Origin of the sequence: Streptomyces sp. NPDC087420 (genome assembly GCF_044744165.1) — a bacterium.
Lineage (GTDB): Bacteria > Actinomycetota > Actinomycetes > Streptomycetales > Streptomycetaceae > Streptomyces.
This window is the reverse complement of sequence record NZ_JBIUXU010000005.1, coordinates 490,030-508,875: the sequence shown is the minus strand read 5'-3', so window position 1 is coordinate 508,875 and position 18,846 is coordinate 490,030. Positions and strand designations below refer to the sequence as shown.

General features: G+C 71.5%; 17 protein-coding genes. 11 read left to right on the top strand and 6 right to left on the bottom strand.

Translation table 11 applies throughout. The annotated features are described in order from the left end of the window. Positions 1–146 precede the first annotated feature (146 nt). Positions 147–1,016, top strand: coding sequence for an NPP1 family protein (locus ACIO1C_RS13120; RefSeq protein WP_401862046.1), 870 nt, complete (start codon positions 147–149; stop codon positions 1,014–1,016). A gap of 104 nt (positions 1,017–1,120) precedes the next feature. Here the strand turns inward: ACIO1C_RS13120 and ACIO1C_RS13115 are convergent, their stop codons facing one another. Further along, on the bottom strand, positions 1,121–1,531 hold the full coding sequence (locus ACIO1C_RS13115; protein WP_401862196.1) for a MarR family winged helix-turn-helix transcriptional regulator: 411 nt from the start codon (positions 1,529–1,531) through the stop codon (positions 1,121–1,123). Positions 1,532–1,837: 306 nt separating this feature from the next. Here ACIO1C_RS13115 and ACIO1C_RS13110 point away from each other — a divergent pair, with 306 nt between their 5' ends. Beyond that, a complete protein-coding gene (locus ACIO1C_RS13110) occupies positions 1,838–3,295 on the top strand; it encodes an MFS transporter (RefSeq protein WP_401862043.1) in 1,458 nt (485 codons plus the stop codon). 65 nt (positions 3,296–3,360) lie between these two features. Here ACIO1C_RS13110 and ACIO1C_RS13105 read toward each other — a convergent pair whose 3' ends face one another. After that, the gene (locus tag ACIO1C_RS13105) at positions 3,361–4,539 is read right to left on the bottom strand and encodes an acyltransferase family protein (RefSeq protein WP_401862040.1); all 1,179 of its coding nucleotides are present in this window, start codon (positions 4,537–4,539) and stop codon (positions 3,361–3,363) included. Positions 4,540–4,947: 408 nt separating this feature from the next. Between ACIO1C_RS13105 and ACIO1C_RS13100 the strand changes: the two genes are divergently transcribed. From ACIO1C_RS13100 to ACIO1C_RS13090, 3 genes are all read left to right on the top strand, one after another. After that, complete coding sequence (locus tag ACIO1C_RS13100; protein ID WP_401862038.1) at positions 4,948–5,709, top strand: hypothetical protein; 762 nt, start codon at positions 4,948–4,950, stop codon at positions 5,707–5,709. A 263-nt stretch (positions 5,710–5,972) separates the two neighbouring features. Next, on the top strand, positions 5,973–7,220 hold the full coding sequence (locus ACIO1C_RS13095) for an exo-alpha-sialidase (protein WP_401862035.1): 1,248 nt from the start codon (positions 5,973–5,975) through the stop codon (positions 7,218–7,220). A 38-nt stretch (positions 7,221–7,258) separates the two neighbouring features. Further along, the gene (locus tag ACIO1C_RS13090) at positions 7,259–7,891 is read left to right on the top strand and encodes a TetR/AcrR family transcriptional regulator (RefSeq protein WP_401862032.1); all 633 of its coding nucleotides are present in this window, start codon (positions 7,259–7,261) and stop codon (positions 7,889–7,891) included. Between the two features lie 14 nt (positions 7,892–7,905). On the opposite strand, the gene ACIO1C_RS13085 is transcribed toward ACIO1C_RS13090, so the two are convergent. Together ACIO1C_RS13085 and cpt are read right to left on the bottom strand one after the other, a co-directional pair. Further along, positions 7,906–9,162 carry a CopD family protein gene (locus ACIO1C_RS13085; protein ID WP_401862030.1) on the bottom strand — a complete coding sequence of 419 codons (1,257 nt, stop codon included), beginning with the start codon at positions 9,160–9,162 and terminating at the stop codon, positions 7,906–7,908. A gap of 136 nt (positions 9,163–9,298) precedes the next feature. Continuing rightward, the gene (gene cpt / locus ACIO1C_RS13080) at positions 9,299–9,832 is read right to left on the bottom strand and encodes a chloramphenicol phosphotransferase CPT (protein ID WP_401862028.1); all 534 of its coding nucleotides are present in this window, start codon (positions 9,830–9,832) and stop codon (positions 9,299–9,301) included. Between the two features lie 116 nt (positions 9,833–9,948). Here cpt and ACIO1C_RS13075 point away from each other — a divergent pair, with 116 nt between their 5' ends. From ACIO1C_RS13075 to ACIO1C_RS13050, 6 genes are all read left to right on the top strand, one after another. Then, positions 9,949–10,353, top strand: a complete 405-nt coding sequence (locus ACIO1C_RS13075) for a helix-turn-helix domain-containing protein (protein ID WP_401862025.1) — start codon at positions 9,949–9,951, stop codon at positions 10,351–10,353. Between the two features lie 99 nt (positions 10,354–10,452). Beyond that, positions 10,453–10,863 (top strand): VOC family protein, encoded by a 411-nt coding sequence (locus ACIO1C_RS13070; RefSeq protein ID WP_401862023.1) that lies wholly within the window; start codon positions 10,453–10,455, stop codon positions 10,861–10,863. A gap of 91 nt (positions 10,864–10,954) precedes the next feature. Beyond that, positions 10,955–12,601: a PucR family transcriptional regulator gene (locus ACIO1C_RS13065; protein WP_401862020.1), complete on the top strand. Its 1,647-nt coding sequence runs from the start codon at positions 10,955–10,957 to the stop codon at positions 12,599–12,601. Between the two features lie 165 nt (positions 12,602–12,766). Next, positions 12,767–13,390: an FMN-binding negative transcriptional regulator gene (locus ACIO1C_RS13060; protein WP_401862017.1), complete on the top strand. Its 624-nt coding sequence runs from the start codon at positions 12,767–12,769 to the stop codon at positions 13,388–13,390. Further along, a complete protein-coding gene (locus ACIO1C_RS13055) occupies positions 13,383–14,897 on the top strand; it encodes an amidohydrolase (RefSeq protein WP_401862015.1) in 1,515 nt (504 codons plus the stop codon). The genes ACIO1C_RS13060 and ACIO1C_RS13055 overlap by 8 nt, the downstream gene beginning before the upstream one ends. Positions 14,898–15,062: 165 nt before the next feature. Beyond that, positions 15,063–15,734 (top strand): ThuA domain-containing protein, encoded by a 672-nt coding sequence (locus tag ACIO1C_RS13050; RefSeq protein WP_401862012.1) that lies wholly within the window; start codon positions 15,063–15,065, stop codon positions 15,732–15,734. Between the two features lie 45 nt (positions 15,735–15,779). On the opposite strand, the gene ACIO1C_RS13045 is transcribed toward ACIO1C_RS13050, so the two are convergent. Further along, the gene (locus tag ACIO1C_RS13045; RefSeq protein ID WP_401862010.1) at positions 15,780–16,340 is read right to left on the bottom strand and encodes an isochorismatase family protein; all 561 of its coding nucleotides are present in this window, start codon (positions 16,338–16,340) and stop codon (positions 15,780–15,782) included. A 134-nt stretch (positions 16,341–16,474) separates the two neighbouring features. Then, entirely contained in the window at positions 16,475–18,772 is a 2,298-nt protein-coding gene (locus ACIO1C_RS13040) for a beta-glucosidase (RefSeq protein WP_401862193.1), read from the bottom strand. Positions 18,773–18,846: the final 74 nt, after the last annotated feature.

Genomic DNA, 18,846 nt, shown 5'->3' with positions numbered 1-18,846 from the left:
TTGTTCAGGCATCCGCCCCTCGGTGCCGGAACAGTCGCGAAGTGTGTGGTGCGTCGGCGTGGAGAACCGCGCGGATGTCGGATCGCTCCCCCCGTGCCGGCCTGATGTCGCGTCATGGGTCTTGAGTCCTGCGAGGAGAGTCAAGAATGAGAAGTTTTCTGCGCCAAGCGCCGGTGGCCGAGGCGGGGGTGAGGACGTCGGAGAGGTCGGCCGTACCGGTCGGCGCGCCTTCCCGGCCCTCCCTCCTCAAGCGCGGGGCAGCCCGGTTCGCGACCGTACTCGGTGCCACGGTCCTGGCGGTTGTCATCCCCGCCTCGATGGCGCACGCCGATCCGCCGCGCAACCTGCCGCAGAACGCCGGAGGTTACGAGTCGTCGTTCTCCCCGGCCTACGACTACGACACCGACGGCTGCTACGCCACCCCCGCGATCGGTCCTGACGGAACTCTCGCTCCCGGGCTGAACACGACCGGCGCGGTCAACGGCAGCTGCCGGGACCAGTCCGATCTCGACAACTCCCAGACGTACGCCCGCTCGAAGTGCAATAACGGCTGGTGCGCGATCGTGTACGCCAGCTACTTCGAGAAGGACCAGGCTGTCGCGGGCAGCGGCCTCGGAGGCCACCGCCACGACTGGGAGCACGTCATCTCCTGGGTCAACCAGTCCACCAACCAGGTGGAGTACGTGACGACCACACAGCACAGCAGCCAGGTGACCTACCCCCGCTCCCAGGTGCGCTTCGAGGGGTCGCACCCCAAGGTCGTCTTCCACAAGGACGGGCTGTCCACGCACTTCTTCCGGCTCGCCAACAGCGGTGACGAGCCGCCGGAGAACCACTACCACAACTGGCGCCAGCCTCCCCTCGTGGACTGGAACGGCTGGCCCAGCACGGGGCTGCGGGACAAGCTGATGAACGCCGACTTCGGTTCGGCGACCATCAAGATCAACGACGGCAGGTTCGTGGGCCTCCTCACCAACTCCAAGCCGTCCGGGATCGCCTTCGACCCCCAGGGCTGACAGCTGTTCCCCGGCACCGGCGGCAGCGCTGTGGCGTTGCCGCCGGTGCCGGCGCATGTGGTCACGCCTCGTCGTGTGCGGTCGTGTGCGGTCGTCCGGCCCGCTCAGTCGCGGGGCCAGGGACGGCCGTCGAGGCGTTCGATGTCCCGGTTCAGGCGCGCCAGGCTGTCGGCCAGTTGGGCCGCTTCCCCGGGAGTCCAGGCGTCGAGCAGTCTGGCCAGGCCGTTCACGTTCTCGGCCCGGTCGCTGTCCAGGCGGTGTTCGCCCTCGGGCGTGATGGCGAACCGGCGGGCGATACCCCCCTCGGGGTCGGGGATCCGCTCGACGACCCCGGCTCGCAGCATGGCGGCGGTCTGCCGGTTGAGGGTGGACGCGTCCAGGCCGAAGGCGTCGCTCAGCCCGCCGATGGACATCGGCCCCTCGGCCCGGATGCGGCTGAGCAGGGTGTAGGCACTGCGGTCGAGCCGCCCGCCGCCCCGGGAGGCGAGCAGGTGCAGGTACCGGCCGAGAAGCATGGTCTCGAACTCGATCCGCTCCAGGGGCTTGCCGGGGTTCTCGCGGATCTCCGGGCTCTCCGGCTTCTCGGGGCTCTCCGGCTTTTCGGGGCTTGCGGTGTTTTCGGGCTTGTCCAAGGGATGGTCCACGCGGGTTCTCTTCGGCTTCGGATCCTGCCCGTCCTCTCTATCACGGCTTAGATGCATCACGCACATCGCGTGCATCTAGCACGTCTCATGCATGGCACACGCCTCATGTATGGTGCACATCGAGCGCACCCATGGTGGCGCTCCGCCATGACCTGGAAGACCAACAGGGAGACACCCGTGGACAGTTCCCAGCCCGCAGCCCGCCCCGGCGGTGTTGTCGGCATCCTCGCCTTCGCCGGCATCGTGGCCGCGATCACCCAGACCCTGGTGGTGCCGCTGATCGCGGAACTGCCGAAGCTGCTCGACACCTCCGCGTCGAACGCCTCGTGGGTCATCACCGCCACCCTGCTCGCGGCGGCCGTCGCCACGCCCGTCGCCGGACGGCTCGGCGACATGTACGGCAAGCGCCGCATGCTGCTGGTCTCCCTGGTCCCGCTGGTCGCGGGCTCGGTGGTCTGCGCCGTGTCCTCCTCCGTCGTCCCGATGATCGTCGGCCGTGGTTTGCAGGGCATAGGCATGGGCGTGGTCCCCCTCGGCATCAGCCTTCTGCGCGACGTGGTGCCGGCCGAGAAGCTCGGCTCCTCGATCGCGATCATGAGCGCGTCCATGGGGGTGGGCGGCGCGCTCGGTCTCCCCTTCGCCGCCGCGATCGCCGAGAACACCAGCTGGCGGGTGCTGTTCTGGGTGGTCGCCGCCCTGGCCCTGGCCGTCGGAGCGCTCATCTGGATCTCCGTACCCGCGGGGGGCGGGACGACCGGCTCGAAGGGCTTCGACGTGCTCGGCGCCATCGGCCTCGGCACCGGCCTGGTCTGCCTGCTGCTCGCCGTCTCCAAGGGCGCCGACTGGGGCTGGGGCAGCGGCACCACCCTCGGTCTGTTCGCCGCCGCGGTGGTGGTGCTGCTGGTGTGGGGGCTGTGGGAGCTGCGCATCAGTGACCCGCTGGTCGACCTGCGGGTGACCGCCCGCCCCCAGGTCCTCATGACCAACGCGGCCTCGATCCTGGTCGGGTTCGCGATGTACGCCCAGTCCCTGGTCGTACCCCAGCTGCTCCAGCTGCCCGAGGCCACCGGTTACGGACTGGGCCAGTCGATGCTCGCCATGGGTCTGTGGATGGCACCCGCCGGCCTCATGATGATGATCATGTCGCCGCTCGGCGCGAAGCTGTCCGCCGTCAAGGGCCCCAAGGTCACCCTGGCCGTGGGCAGCCTGGTCATCGGCGTGGGCTACGGCATCTCGCTGCCGCTCATCGGCTCCGGTTCCCCTTGGAGCCTGCTGGTGGTCACGATCGTCTGCAACACGGGCGTCGGCTTCGCGTACGGTGCGATGCCGGCCCTCATCATGGGCGCCGTCCCGCTGTCCGAGACGGCCTCCGCCAACAGCTTCAACACACTGATGCGGTCGATCGGCAGCTCGGTCTCCGCCGCCGTGATCGGTGTGGTCCTGGCCCAGATGACCACCGACTTCGGTGGTTACGCGCTGCCGTCCGAGGACGGCTTCCGTATCGCCATGCTCATCGGCTGCGGTGTGGGACTCGCGGCCGCGGTGCTCGCTTCCCTCATCCCCGTACGGAAGACCGCGCAGCCCGGTTCCGCCCTCTCCCCGACCCCCGTGCCGGAGGCCGCTGCCAAGGCCTGACCGTACGCCCGTACGCGAGGCTGCCGGCGCTCATCGAGGGCGCCGGCAGCAAGTCCCCTGTTCCGCTAACGGGTTTCGGCGAGTTCGGTGCGGGAGCGCAGTCGCAGGGCCTGCTGGTGCATCGTGCGCTTGAAGCGGGGGCCGAACGGCTTTTCCACCAAGCGGTGGATGAGCCAGGCCAGTACGAGCATCAGGGCGACGGTGGCGAGAAGGGTCGGGCGCGGGTCGATCCCGAACTTCCGGTGCAGGACGGCGATCGCGAACCAACCGAGGTGTTCGTGGACCAGGTAGAAGGGATACGTGAGGGCGCCGGCGAAGCTGAGCCAGCGCCAGTTCGCCCACCGGAACCAGCCCAGGGCCACGGCCGCCACCGACGCGAACGCGAAGGTGACGATGAGCAGGATGACGTGCGGGGAACGCTGCTGGAAGACCTGGGTGGCGTCCGGGCTCCACAGGGCGACGGTCGCGTAGTGCTGGCCCAGCAGCCAACTCGTGGCCACGATGCCCCAGAGCAGCAGGTCGCCGCCGTACCGGTGGATCAGGTACAGCGCGAGGCCGCCGACGAAGAACGGCGCGTACTCCTGCATCACGATCTCGTTCAGGAGCGGGTCGCCGGCGACCTGGGCGAGGGCGGTGGCCACGATCCAGAGGCAGCAGAAGATCACAACACGCCGGTAGTTGACGCCCTTCCACACCACGAAGAGCGCGAACAGCAGGTAGAAGCGCGCCTCCACCCAGAGGGTCCAGCACACGCCCAGGACTCGGTCCACGCCCGTCGGCTGCTGGAGCATGGTGAAGTTCACCAACACCTCGTTGAGGCGCAGCGGTTCACTGACGGAAGGAAGCACGAAACACGCGGCGGTGACCAGGACTATGGCCGCCCAGTAGGCCGGGTAGAGGCGGGAGACCCGTGAGCGGAAGAAGTCACCGAGGGTACGGCCCCAGCTGCTCATGCAGATCACGAATCCGCTGATGGCGAAGAAGATCTGGACGCCGAGGCATCCGTAGACCGCGACCGCGGAGAGATCGGGGAACAGGTGCTTCGGGGACTGTCCCCAGACCCGGGTGATCTCGCCGCCGCGCCCCGCGTAGTGGTAGAGACAGACCATCAGCGCGGCCAGCAGACGCAGCCCGTCGAGGGCGCGCAACCTGCTCTGCTTCTTGGGCTGTTCCGCCGGGGGCGCCGCGGCGCCCTCCGGCCGGGGCGCCGGATCCGGCACCCGTACCAGGGTCGCGTGAGTCATTCCGTCTTTGTCCGTTCGTTCCGGGGCGGGAGAGGACCGGGAGGTTCCGCGGCAAGGTCCGACAGGGACGGCCCAGGGCGGCACAACGGTCCGTCGGAGAAATCTAGGCGGCGTTCGATGAACCGTGCGATATCGCACGGGTGAACAGGTCCCGACGCGCGGCGACCACCGCGTGAACTCCGGGCGCCGGTGTCCGGGTCCTTTCCGCCGACGCGTCAAGAAAGCCGCCGGCCGGCCGAGTCATCACGATCGCGCTGGGTATACGAGCTGTTACGGAGCGAGTTCGAGCCGTGTCACAGAAGTGGCACTCCGTCCGGCTTCGCCCCTGACACACCACCGGTGACCGCTCTCGCGGGACGTCCGGGCCCCGGCCCGGTCACCACCGGTCGCCGTTCCATGGAAGTGCTGATGCGCCCCACTCGCAAGCTCCTGACCCTCACCGGATCCGCCCTGCTGTTGACCGGCAGCGTGTTCCTCCTCCCCACCACCGCCCTGGCCGGCGTGACCGCGGCCGTCCCGTGCACGGAAGCGGCACTCGTCTCCGCGGTGAACGCGGCCAACGCGGCCGGCGGCGGTACGATCACGCTGACGGCCCGCTGCACGTACACGCTCACCTCCGCCCACGGCGACGACGGCGTCAACGGCCCCGCCGGATTACCGGTCATCACCACCCCGATCAGCTTCTCCGGCAACGCCAACGTCGTCGCGAGGTCCGCTTCGGCGGCCCCGTTCCGCATCGCCCAGGTCAGCTCGGCCGGCGGCCTGACGCTCAACGCCGTCACCCTCACGGGCGGCAAGGCCACTACGGTCGGCCACAACAACGGGGGCGGTGTCCTGAACTTCGGGGCGGTGACACTCACCGGCAGCGCGCTCAGCGGCAACAACGCGGTCGGACTCGGCGGCGGCATCCACAGCAGCGGCACGGCCGCGGCGGCCACGTTCACCAGCAGTACGGTCCGGAGCAACACGGCCGGCCAGGGAGCCGGGATCGCGAGCGCCGGCGCGACCCTGACGCTGACCAGCTCGACGGTCACGCTCAACGCGGCGACGACCCAGCCCGGCGGGATCTATTCCTCGGGCACGTCCACCCTCAACACCACAACCGTGACGGCCAACACGCCGACCAACTGCGTCGGCAGCCCCAACCCGGTCGGCGGCTGCGTCGGCTGACCCGGCCCGACCTGATCTGACCTGACCTGACCCGACCTGACCGTATCCGAACCGATCGGGCCGTCCGCAGCCGTGGACGGCCCGATCGGTGGGACGGCCCGATCAGCGAGCGCGGCGCCCTTCGCTCTCTTCAGCAGACAGTCACGCCACGTTTCGCCGCCGTTCGCCGGAGCGTTCGCCCTGACCAGGTTTGATGACGCGCCGGCGGCCCCACCCGGCCGTCATCCGAACTCGCCCGCGCCCCACCGCGCCTGGGAGCGTCCGTGCCCGTGCCCTCTCCGCTCACGCGCGGAACCGTACTCCTGGGGCTGGCGGCCCTCCTGTGCGGTTGCCTCAACCCCACCCGCGCGGCTCAGCGTTCGGAGGACGGGGCCGCCCGCTGCGAGTCGTCCGTGGTCTTCCGGTCCGGGACCGGCGGCTACCACACGTTCCGCATACCGGCCGTGGTCGCCACACCCCGCACCCCTGACGCCCCCGGCACGCTCGTCGCCTTCGCCGAAGCCCGCCGGGACTCCAAGGCCGACGCCGGCGACGTGGACGTCGTCTCCCGTCGTTCGACCGACGGCGGTTGTACGTGGTCTCCCGTACGGGTCGTGGCGGACGCGGGCACGGACACGGTGGGCAACCCCGTCCCCGTCGTCGTACCCCGAACCGGCCGTCTGGTGCTCGTGACGTGCCGCAACGCGGCGACCGCCACCGAGAGGTCCATCCTGGAGGGGAAGCAGCCCACCGCCCCGGCGGGGCGGCGGGTCTACGTCCAGCACAGTGACACCGCCGGACGCACCTGGTCCCCGCCCACCGAGATCACCGACCGGGCCACGAGGCCGGACTGGCGCTGGTACGCCACAGGCCCCGGCCACGGGCTCGCACTGACCCACGGCCCGCACACCGGACGGCTCGTCGTCCCGGCCGACCACTCCACCGCACCACCCGCCGACAGCCCCGACACCGGCGCGGAGCCGCGGTACTACGGCGGACACGCCCTGCTCAGCGACGACGGCGGCGCGACCTGGCGCATCGGCTTCGTCGACCACACACCCGACGGCCACATCAACACCAACGAAACCACCGCCGCCCAACTCCCCGACGGCCGGGTCTACTTCAACACCCGCGACCAGCGCGGCACCGCCCCGGCCTCCCGCGCCGACGCCTACAGCGGCGACGGCGGAGAAACCCTGGACGCGCCCTTCGCCCCCACCGAGGACGTGACCGCGCCCCTCTCCGAAGGAAGCGTGCTCCAGACACAACGCGGCGGACACAGCGGCCCGCTCCTGCTGTCCGCACCCGGCGACCCCAAAGCCCGTACCCACATGACCGTGCGCTCCAGCGACGACGGAGGCGTCACCTGGAGCACCGGGCTGCGGCTGACCACGGATCCCGCCGCCTACTCGGACCTGGTCCAGGTCGACCCCGGCACCGTGGGCGTCCTGTACGAGACCGGCCGCCGCACCCCGTACGACACCATCACCTTCACCCGGCTCCCCCTCGACCGGCTCCGCGCCGCGAATTGATTGGTTCATCAGTTCTGGAATGCCCTAGGCTGGGGTGCATGCAGCAGCCGACTCCCCCACCCGCCAACCGCTTCGAACGCCGCAGGGCGCACTCCCGGCAGGCCCTGATCTCGGCGGCGCGCCGGATCCTGGCCGAGACCGGGGACACGGCGGTGAGCATCCAGCAGATCTCCGAGCGGGCGGACGTCGGCTTCGGCACCTTCTACAACCACTTCGACACCAAGACCGCCCTGTTCGACGCGGCGGTCGCCGACGCGCTGGAGGAGTACGGGCAGCTCCTCGACAAGGTGACAGAGGGCATCGACGATCCGGCGGAGGTGTTCGCCACCAGCGTGCGCCTCACCCTCCAACTGTCCGCCACACACCCGGAGATCACCCAGATCATCCGCTTCCGCGGGCTGTCGCACGTGCACACCGACACCGGCCTCGGCCCCCGCGCGCTGCGCGACCTGGAGATCGGCAAAGCCTCCGGCCGGTTCACCATCGACGACCCCAAGGTCGCGCTCAGCGCGATCGGGGGCGCCCTCATCGGCCTGCTCCAGCTCAACACCGTCAGCGAGATCGGGCCGGGGGCCGGCGAGCAGATGGCCGAACTGCTCCTGCGCATGCTCGGCCTGCCGGCCGACGAGGCGTCGGACCTGGCCACCCGCCCGCTGCCCCTGTTGAGCTGAGGGCCCTCCCCCGCTCACGCCTGGGCGAAGCCGCCCGGATGGTGGGTCGCCGCGGCGGCGGTACGGCGGCGGGCGAGAACCCCGGAGATCCAGTAGCCGCCGAGCATCACGGCGATGACAGCGAGAGTCTCCGCCGTGCCCCATTCCCAGGTGGACAGGCCGACTTCCTTGTCGGGGAGCTTCGGCAGGTCGTCCAGCCCGACCGCGGCGTGTTTGGCCGCGTCGGCCTGGAACGCCTGGTTGCGGGCCGAGCCGTGCAGGAACGGGGCGACGAACAGCAGCGCCGCCCCGAGCAGCGCCTCGGCGGTGACCACAAGGGGGAACTCCCGTACGAGGAGCGTACGCAGCGGGCGTTCGTCACCGGCGGCGCGCAGCGCGTCGACCCGCGGGTGCAGCCAGAACTGATTGAAGACGCCGAACAGCAGCAGCGTGCCGAAGATGAGGATCTTCACGCCCAGCACACGGCCGTACATGGTGGAGAGCAGTTGGGACGGGCCGTCGACGTGCTCCCAGTAGAGGAACAGGCCCGACAGCGCGACAGCGGCGACGCAGCTCATCGCGGCGGCGGAGAAGCGGCGGATCACCGGGGACCAGAACGCGCCTCGATCGGCCGGCGCGACCACTCGGGAGAAAGCGAGCAGCGCCAGCCCCGCCAGACCGCCGAGCCAGACCGCGCCGCCGAGCAGATGCAGCATCCACATGACGGTTTCGAAGCTGGTACGGCCCCGGTCGGCGGGCACCTCGTCGGGGAACTTGGTGGTGCCGAGGGCGATCGCCCCCGCGCCCAGTCCGAGCGACAGCAGCCACGGCCGGGCCGGACTCGTGGCCACGCGGCGCACGGCCAGGGGGGCGACCAGCTCGGCGCCGGCCAGGACCAGAGTCACTTCCAGCCCGTACAGGCGGCCGGCGTTGGTGCCGTCGAAGAGCGAGTTCCACGCGGCGCCGTAGTCGTAACCGGCCTGTCCTGACGCCCCTGCCCGGTCCGCCGCCGCCTCATGGGCGAGGCTGGTGAGCACCGCCGGGACGGCGAGGACGCCCAGCACAACCGCCGCGCGGGAGAGCCGTACCGTCACCGCGGCGAGCGTGTCCGACCCGATCCGCCGGGCGACCGGTCCGGCCGCCACCAGCGCCATGGCGACGACGCCGACAAATCCCATGAGGGTCACCCAGGTTGCCCAGGTCACCGCGGTGTCCTCGAACGGGCCGAGGGGGGTGGACGGGGCGGCCGCGGCGAGCGGCGACGCGAGGTGCGATGGGCTGGGCAGGGGCATGGGTGGCCGTCCTCGTGCGCGAACTCCGAACATCGGGCGCATTAGGTCAGGCATGCCTAAGTTATCTGGTCAATGCGCGAAATGACGCGCCGGCCGGCGGCTGCCCCTCTCGATCGCTGGACGTGTGGCCGCTCGGTCACTTGACGTGTGCCGCGATGACCCGCGCACAGTCCAGGGACTCCGCGTGGGTGGTGTCGACCTCCAGGTCGTAGACCACACCCCGGTGGACCACCTCCGCCTGCGACGCGGCCATGCCCGGTGCCCGGTCCCCACGCGCGACCCCGCGGGCCTCGGCGACCGCGGTCTCGCACCTGACGCCGACCCACAGCACGTCCAGTCCGCCCAGCGCCTTGCGCCACCGCTCCTGGGACTCCGGTCCGCCGAGAAACACGTCGTCGACGACGACCCCGGCACCCGCGCGCGCCATCGCGGCGACCCCCTCCATCCAGGCTGCTTCCAGCCTCAGGAACTCCGCTCCGACGTGCACACCGCCGTCCGCGGCGAACTCGATGCCTCCGTCGGCGGACCGGAGGGAGGCGGGCATGGCGTCGACCAGCGAGTCGATCGCGGCGGCGAGCCACGAGTCCGGCAATACCGCCTGAAGACACCGTACGATCCCGGACTTGCCGGAGCTGGACCCACCGTTCAACACGATCACCTGAGTTGTCACCAGGTCACGGTAGAGGCAACCACCACGGCACCCGAAGCGATTTTCATCGAGACCGCGCCGGTCCCGCGTACCCGCGAGGCTGTCGCGTCGATGCGAAGCCGTGGTGTGATGGCTCCGTGAGCCGGGCCGCAGAAGAGACCAACCGACGCATGCTCCGGGCACGGGACGCGATGGACCACGCGTACGCGCGACCGCTGGACGTGCCGACCCTCGCCCGGATCGCTCTGGTGTCGGAGGCGCACTTCACCCGTACCTTCCGGGCCACCTTCGGCGAGACGCCGCACCGCTACCTCCAGCGGCGCCGGGTCGAGCGGGCGATGTTCCTGCTGCGGGACACCGACCGCAGTGTGACGGACATCTGCTTCCAAGTCGGCTTCGGCAGCCCGGGAACCTTCAGCCGGACGTTCCGCGACATCGTGGGCCGGCCACCGAGGACGTACCGCAAGGAAGCCAGGGGCGCGACGGCGGGCCCGGGCGTACCCACGTGTTTCACGATGGCGTGGACCCGGCCGAGTGCCTGACCGTCCCCACCGCCTGTGGCATCCGCACCGCCCGTGGCATCTGTCGAACGAGCAGTTTTGGATAAGTTTCCGTCCGTTCCGGCCGGTAGCGTGACGCACATGTTCAACGCCATCACACACTCACAGATTTACGTCCTCGACCAGGACGAAGCCCTCGGCTTCTACGTCGGCAAGCTCGGCCTGGAGGTCAACGCCGACATCGACATGGGCTTCATGCGCTGGCTGACCGTCAACGTCCCCGGTCACCCCGACCGCCAGATCCTGCTGGAGAAGCCGGGTCCCCCGGCGATGTCCGAGGAGACGGCGGGGCAGGTCCGCGAGCTGCTGACCAAGGGCGCGGTCGGCGGGCACCTCATCTTCAGTACGGGCGACTGCCGCAAGACGTACGAGACGCTGGTCGGCCGGGGCGTCGAGTTCACCGAGGAGCCGACCGACCGTCCGTACGGAATCGACTGCGGCCTCCGCGACCCCTTCGGCAACCACATCCGCTTCACCGAGCCGAAGGCCTGAGGTCCGGAGAGCCCGGAGGGTCCGAACGGACGGGCCGGACGGGCCGGGGAGCCCGGAGAGTCCGGACCTGGCCTGTGCCTAGGATGGGCCGATGCCGAGCGATTCAGGCCCGTCCCTGCCGGACGTCGAGGCACAGGGCCACGACACGTCGGACAGTACGACACTGCGCCGGCTGCGCGAGACGCTGGGCCCGCTCGTCCTCCAGGTCGCGTGTGCGCCGTACGGCGAGGACGTCCTCGCCGGACAGCAGGTGATCCACGACCCCGACGAGCCGGTGCCCGACCAGCCGGGCGGTCTCCTGCTGCTCGTCGGGGGCGCGCCGGGGCGGGACGAGTCGCTCCGGGCGATCAGGGAGGCGGGAGACGCGCGGTACAGCGCGGTTGTCGTCAAGGCGCGCGGAGCCGACCTCGCCCGCGCGATCAGCGTCGCCGAAACCGCCGGCGTGGCGCTGCTCGTCGCCCCGGACGACATGCCCTGGCGCCACTTCGACAGCCTGGTCACGGCCGCCGCCGGCGTTGTGGGACCGGCCGGTGCCGCCTATCCCTCGATCGGCATCGGCGACCTGTTCCCGCTCGCCAACGCCATCGCCTACCAGGTCGGTGGGGCGATCACGATCGAGGATCCGCGCGGCCATGTGCTGGCCTACTCCAACCTGCCGCACCAGGAGATCGACGACATCCGGCGGCAGGGCATCCTCGGCCGGCAGACACCGGACCGGCCGACCAACATCGATGAGTACCGGCGGGTGTGGCGTGCCGAAGGGCCCGTGCGGTTCGTCACGCCCACCGCCGACCATGTGAACCGGCTGGCGATCGCGGTACGGGCGGGGCCGCAACTGCTCGGGCTGCTGTGGGCGCTGGACGGAACGCCTCCGCTCGGCGAGGGGGCCGAGGCCGCCCTGGAGGAGGCCGCGAAGATCACGGCGCTGCATCTGCTCAGGGCCCGCAGCCGGCGCGACCCCGACCGGTGGAACCGCGCCGAGGCGCTGATGTCGCTCCTGGACGGCGCGGTGTCCGGGAACACCGCGGCGGCGCGGCTGGGGATGGCCGTCGACACGCCCGTCTCCGTCCTGGCCATCGCCCAGGCGGCTCCGGAGGACATGCCGGGCCTGGGCGGCGCCCGCATCGTCGACCTGGTCAACCTGTACTGCGAGGCGTGGCACCCCCAGGCGTTGTGCACGGCGGCCCGCGGGCTGGTGTACGCGCTGCTGCCGACCCGTACCGACGCCGGTGCCGCGCAACGGGTGGTCCAGTTCGCGGAGAGTGTCGCGGCCACGGTGGAGCGCAGTACCGGCCTCACCCTGCACGTGGGGATCGGGACGCCCGCGCGGGGGCTGGACGACGTACCGGCGGGCCGCCGCACCGCCGACCGGGTGCTGCGCGCGATGGAGCGGGACACCGGCACGATCAAGGTCGCCACCGTCGCCGACGTCCGCAGCCGGGTGCTGCTGCTGGAACTGACCGAGCACGGCGCCGCGTCGGACGAGCTGACACCCGGTCCGGTGCAGGCGCTCATCGAGCACGACCGGTCCCACGCGACCACGTACGCGCCGTCGCTGCTGGCCTACCTCGATGCCTTCGGCGAGGCGGTCCCGGCGGCCGGACGGCTGGCCGTCCATGAGAACACCCTGCGCTACCGGATCCGCCGCGTCCAGGAGCTGTTCGACCTGGACCTGGACGATCCGGACACCCGGCTGGTCACCTGGCTCCAGCTGCGCCTGCACCAGATCACGGCCTAGCCGGGCGCCGACAGGGCAGTATGTCCCTGCTTTTCCATGCTCTTCCACGCCTTGTCGGCGCCGACAAAGCATGCCCTCGTCTTTGCGCGCGCTCCACGATTCGCCTGCCGCAGCGCCCGCCTAACGTTGTCCAGGACGACAAACCCGAGCCTCTGGGGGACAGCGATGCTGGATCAACAGATCTACGCCCTGACCGAACCGACCGAGTTGCGGACCCTGATCGAGGCGCACGGCTGGGTGACCCTGGTCAGCGCCCTCGGGCACGGCGACCCGCAGATCTCGCACCTGCCGCTGATCACCGAACCGGACGCGGACGGCCTGACCGTGGTCGGACACCTGGCGCGCACCGACGCGCTGAGGCACGAACTCGGCGCACACGACGTGGCCGTCGTGGTCGAGGGCCCCAACGGCTACATCTCCCCGACCATGTATCAGGTGGGCCCGCACGTGCCGACCTGGAACTTCGTCGTCGCGCACCTGTACGGGCGCCCGACGCTGCTCGGTGAGGAGGAGACGTACGACGTCCTCCGGCGCACGGTCGACCACTTCGAGGCGGTACGGCCCCGGCCCTGGCGGCTGGACAGCGTCACCGAGTACGCCCGCGCGCTCGCGGGGCACACCACCGCGTTCCGGCTGCGGCCGTCCCGGGTGGTGGGCAAGCGCAAGCTCAGCCAGGAGGAGCCGCGCGAGGTCGCGCTCCGCGTGATGGACGCCCTGGACGGCGAGACCCCGCACGGCAACCCCGCCCTCGCCGAAGCCATGCGACAGGTGCTGGTGCCCGGTGAGTGACACACAGACTGTCTCCGAAGGGGCCGCCGCCCCGCTGGTGCTGCGCGGGGTACGCCTCGGCTCCGGCGGACCGGTCCGCGACCTCGTGGTGGCCGACGGCCGGATCGCCGCCATCGGTACGGACACCGCTCCGCCTCCCGGCGGCGAGATCGTGGACGCCCGGGGCCTCACCGTGCTCCCCGGCTTCTGGGACGCGCACGTGCACAGCGTCCAGTGGGCCAGCGCGCGCCGCCGCGTCGACCTGTCCGGGGCACGCTCCGCACGCGCGGCGGCGGACCTCATGGCCGCGGCGGCGCTCGACGGGCACCACGGACCGGACGAGCCGCTCATCGGGTTCGGCTTCCGCGACGGGTTGTGGTCCGACGCGCCGGATCCCTCGCTGCTCGCGTGGTCCGAGGACACCGGGCATGCCGTGGCGCTGGTCAGCAACGATCTGCACACGGCGTGGTTCGGCCGGGCCGCGCTGCTCCGGATCGGCCGGGCCGGCCACCCGACCGGCGTGTTGCGCGAACAGGCGTGCCTCGACGGGGTGGCCCGCCTCGCCCAGGCGGGGCCCCGGGTGGTCGACCGCTGGGTCCAGGACGCCGTACGCGCCGCCGCGGCCCGGGGCGTCGTCGGGCTCCTGGACTTCGAGTACGCCGACAACATCGCCGACTGGACCCGCCGCGCGTCCGCCGGGGCCCTGGGCGTCCGTGTCAGCTGCTCCGTCTATCCGGGCCATCTGGAGAGGGCGATCGAGGAGGGCCGGCGTACCGGCGACGTGCTGCCGGGCACCGGCGGGCTGGCGCGGGTCGGTCCGCTCAAGCTCTTCGTGGACGGCTCGCTCAACACGCGGACCGCGCTGTGCGCCGATCCGTATCCCGGCCCCGCCCGGCCCGGGGAACGGCACGGCATTCTCCAGACCCCTCCGGAGGAGCTGGCGCGGCTCATGGCCCGCGCGGCCGAGCACGGCATCCACTCGGCGGTGCACGCGATCGGCGACCGGGCCAACACCCTGGCCCTGGACGCGTTCGAGGAGGTCGGCTGCCCCGGCCGGATCGAACACGCCCAGCTGATCGACCGTTCCGACCTCCCCCGCTTCGCCGCGCCCGGACTGGTGCTGGGCATCCAGCCGGCCCACGCCCCGGACGACCGTGACATCGCCGACCACCACTGGGCCGGGCGGACCGACCGGTCGTACGCGTACGCCGAGTTGCTCCGTGCCGGGGCGACCCTGGAGCTCGGCTCGGACGCACCGGTCTCCCCTCTGGATCCGTGGCACGGCATCGCGGCCGCCGTGCACCGCTCGGGTCCTGACGGACGGGACCCGTGGCACCCCGAGCAGGCGATCGGCCTGGACGACGCCCTCGCGGCGGCCTCCGGCGGGCGGCGCGGGCTGCGGGTCGGGGACCCCGCCGACCTGGTGCTCACCGCGGACGACCCGGCGCGCCTGTCCGCGAGCGAGCTGCGGGACATGCCGGTGTCCGGCACCCTCCTGGCCGGCCGATGGACGTACCGCACGGGCTGACCAGACCCCCGGCCGACAGGCCCCAGGTCACGGGCCGGCGAGGTCGGGAATCCCCCGGCCGACGGGAATCCCCGCGCCGACGGCGGGGTTGTCGCCGACCGGACGGACTCGGCAGCGGTCTCCGGGGCCCTGCGGGACGATCCATCGTTGAAGAGGGAGAGCGGGATGACCAACTCGACCCACGTCGTCGTTCTGAGCGGTGAGGGGCAGCACGCCGATCCATGGCACCCGCTCCAGGAGACGAGCGCCGCGCTGGCCAGGGTACTGGGCGAGGAGAACGAGGTCACCGTCGTGACCTCCCTCGACGACCTCGGTGCCCGGATCGGGACCGCCGACGTGCTGGCGGTGAACGCCAGCGCCGACCGCTCGGAGCCGGTCCCCGACGACGCGGTCTTCGGAGAGCTTCTCGACGGTTTCCTCGGGCGCGGCGGCGGGCTGCTGGCCATGCACAGTTCCGCCGTCGCCTTTCCCGGCCTGCCGACGTGGCGGTCCGCCCTCGGCGGGACCTGGAAGCCCGGGACAAGCTTCCATCCCCCGATCGGGCGGACCCTGATCCGGAAGAGCACCCTCCCACACCCCCTCACCGAAGGCCTCGACGAATTCTGGATCTTCGACGAGCGCTACACCGACCTGGACTTCGTGCCGGACGCCGAGCTCTCCCCTCTGTACGTCCATACGGAGAACAGCACGACGCACCCCCTCGTATGGACCCGGAGAGTCGGGGAGAGCCGCGTGCTGTACGACGCCCTGGGCCACGACGTCAGGTCGTTCGAGGCCCCGGAACACGTCGAACTGCTCCGCCGCGCCGTGCGGTGGCTCGGCCCGCGCCGACCGTAGGAAGCGCGCGGGCGGTCACGGGCGGCCTTCGCCGGCGCACCTGACTCACGGGGTGCCGGCGAAGTCCACGTCCTTGGTCACCACCGTCCCGGCCGTCCGCCCCGGCGCCGTCTGGAAGCTCCAGTACAGGTTCGTGTGCGCGATGACCTGGTCCGGCGGCGGCGCGCCCCACCGCGACTTGTCCCCCGTGGTGTGGGCGTCGCTGACCAGGGTCGCGTCGTACCCCCTGGTCAACGCGCCGTGAAGGGTCGAGCGGACACACGCGTCCGTCTCCGCGCCGACCACCACCAGGCGCCCCACGGCAAGGTCCGACAGCACGGTCTCCAGGGTGGTGTCCTCGAAGGAGTCGCCGTACCGCTTCTCGACACGTGGCTCGGCGTCACCCGGCGTCAGCTCGGCCACGATCCGCCAGTCGTCGCTCCCGTGCACGAGATCCTCGTCGGAATGCTGGACCCAGACCACGGGCACCCGTTCCCGCCGGGCTCTCTCGACCAGGCCGCCGATGTGGCCCACGACCGCGTCGCGCTCGTGCGCCCCCTCGACCACGCCGTTCTGCACGTCGACAACAAGCAGTGCGGTGTTCGGCCGGTTCTCAAGCGTCGTCATGACTCTCCCTCGCTCGCGCTGGACTGATCCAGAAATCCACCGTAGACCCGACCACTGACAACGGACCTCGTCCCCCACAACGGTCCCCTCGTCCGTCCCTCCTCCCTTCCCCTCCCCCCCGGGTGTTCAGGTGTTCAGATACGCGTGACGGTGAAGCGGGCATGCAGTTCGCGTGTGTGGTCCACGTGTCTCGGCCCGCCCGTGAGAGTCACCACGGCCGTGAACCTGATGTCGGTGCTGGACGCCGCCAGCCGCAGTTCCAGCCGCCCCGGCTCCACCACCCGTCGTCCGTCCCTGCCGGTGAAGGACGCCAGGTCCGCGGGCACCGTGACGCCGATCCTCGCCGACTCGCCCGGGCCGAGCGCGACCCGTACGTATCCGATCAGCCGCTGGACCGGCTGGACGACCGAGGCCACCGGGTCCCGCAGGTACAGCTGGACCACTTCGTCGCCCGCCCGCCCGCCGGTGTTGCGGACGGTGAAGGCCAGGGTGACGGCGCCGTCGGTGGGCACGGCGGGCGTACGGTCACCGTCCCCACCGGTGCCGAGGTCCGACCAGGCGAACGTGGTGTAGGTCAGACCGTGGCCGAATCCGAAGGCCGGGGTGGGGTCGATGCTGGAGACCTCACTCGCCATGGCCAGCGGGGCGGCCAGATAGGTGGACGGCTGGGCGCCCGCCAGCCGGGGAACGCTCACGGGCAGCCGCCCGGAGGGATTGATCCGGCCGCTGAGCACACCGGCCACCGCCGCCGTGCCCTCCTGGCCGGGGAAGAACGCCTGCACGACCGCCGCCGCCTCGTGGGCCGCCCGGCCCAGGGCGTAGGGCCGGCCGGCCAGCAGTGTCAGCACCACCGGGGTCCCGGTGTCGAGGAGGGCGTCGAGGAGCTGTTGTTGTACGCCGGGCAGGGCGAGGCTCTCCGCGTCGCAGCCCTCCCCGCTGGTGCCGCGGCCGAACAGTCCGGCCCGGTCCCCGAGCGCGGCGACGACCACGTCCGCCGCACGGGCCGCCTCGACGGCCTTCTCGAATCCGCTGGCGTCCATGGTGTCGACGTCCGCCCCGGCGACGGCGGTGATCTCACTGCCGGGGAATTCGGCGGCCAACGCCCGCCGGAGGGTGGGCAGTTCGATCCCGGTGGACGTGCCGGGGTGCTGGGCCCCGACGTGGACGGGGAAGGAGTAGCAGCCCAGGACGGCCGTCGGGGTGTCGGCCTGCGGTCCGACCAGGGCGATCCTGGCGGGGCGGCCGAGCGGAAGGATGCCCTGGTTGCCGAGCAGGATGACGGCACGCTCCGCCAGCCGGCGGGAGATGTCCCGGTGTTCGGGACGGTCCAGGCTGACGGTCCCGCGCAGGTGCTCCTTGTCGCCGAGGGCCCGCGGATCGACGGTGGCGAGGGCCGGGGGCACCGGGCTCCAGGCCGGGTCGAGGAGGCCCAGCGCCTCCTTCTGGGTCAGTACACGGCGTACCGCGCGGTCGACCACGGCTTCCGGCACCCGCCCCGCCACCACCAGGTCGCGCAGCGGTGTCCCGAACGTCTTGACGGTGGGGAGTTCGATGTCGACCCCGGCCGTCAGCGCGGCGGCGGCGGCCTCGCCCCAGTCGGCCGCGACTCCGTGCAGGGACGAGAGGAAGGCGATGCCGAAGTAGTCGGCCACGACCGTTCCGGTGAAGCCCCAGGTGTCGCGGAGCAGTCCGGTCAGGAGGTCCTCGTCGGCCGCGCAGGGCACGCCGTCGGTGTCGGTGTACGCGTGCATGACGGACCGTACGCCGCTCTCGCGCACCGCCATCTCGAAGGGCGCGAGCATGATGTCGGCGCGCTCCCTGGGCCCCATGCCCACGGGTGCCAGGTTGCGCCCGCCGCGCGAGGCGGAGTACCCCACGAAATGTTTGAGGGTGGCCACGACCCCCGCGGCCTCCAGCCCCTTGATGTAGGCGACGGCCGTGGTGCCGACGAGGTAGGGGTCCTCGCCGATGGTCTCCTCGACCCGGCCCCAGCGGGCGTCCCGTACGACGTCGAGTACGGGGGCGAGCCCTTGGTGCACGCCCACCGACCGCATGTCGTCTCCGATGGCGCGGGCCATCTCCCCGACCAGGGCGGGGTCGAAAGCGGCTCCCCAGGAGAGCGGTACCGGGTAGGTGGTGGCGCCCCAGGCGGAGAACCCGGCGAGGCATTCGTCGTGGGCCATGGCGGGGATGCCGAAGCGGTTCGCGGCGACGATGCGTTCCTGGGTACGCATGAGCGACAGGGCTCCCAGGGCGGGATCGACCGGAACGGTGCCGAAGGGCCGGGTCACCTGGCCCAGTCCGTACGGCAGCAGCGCGTCGAGCGTCGGGGGCTCGTCCATGTCGTGCTGGTGGGGCGCCACTTCGGCGCCGTCGTTGGAGGCCCCGGCCCACAGGCCGTACAGCTGGGCGAGCTTCTCCTCCAGGGTCATGGCGGCGATCAGTTCCTCGACGCGTGACGCGCCCGGAGACGCGTCGGATGCGCCAAGTCCTAGGAGGGGGACGG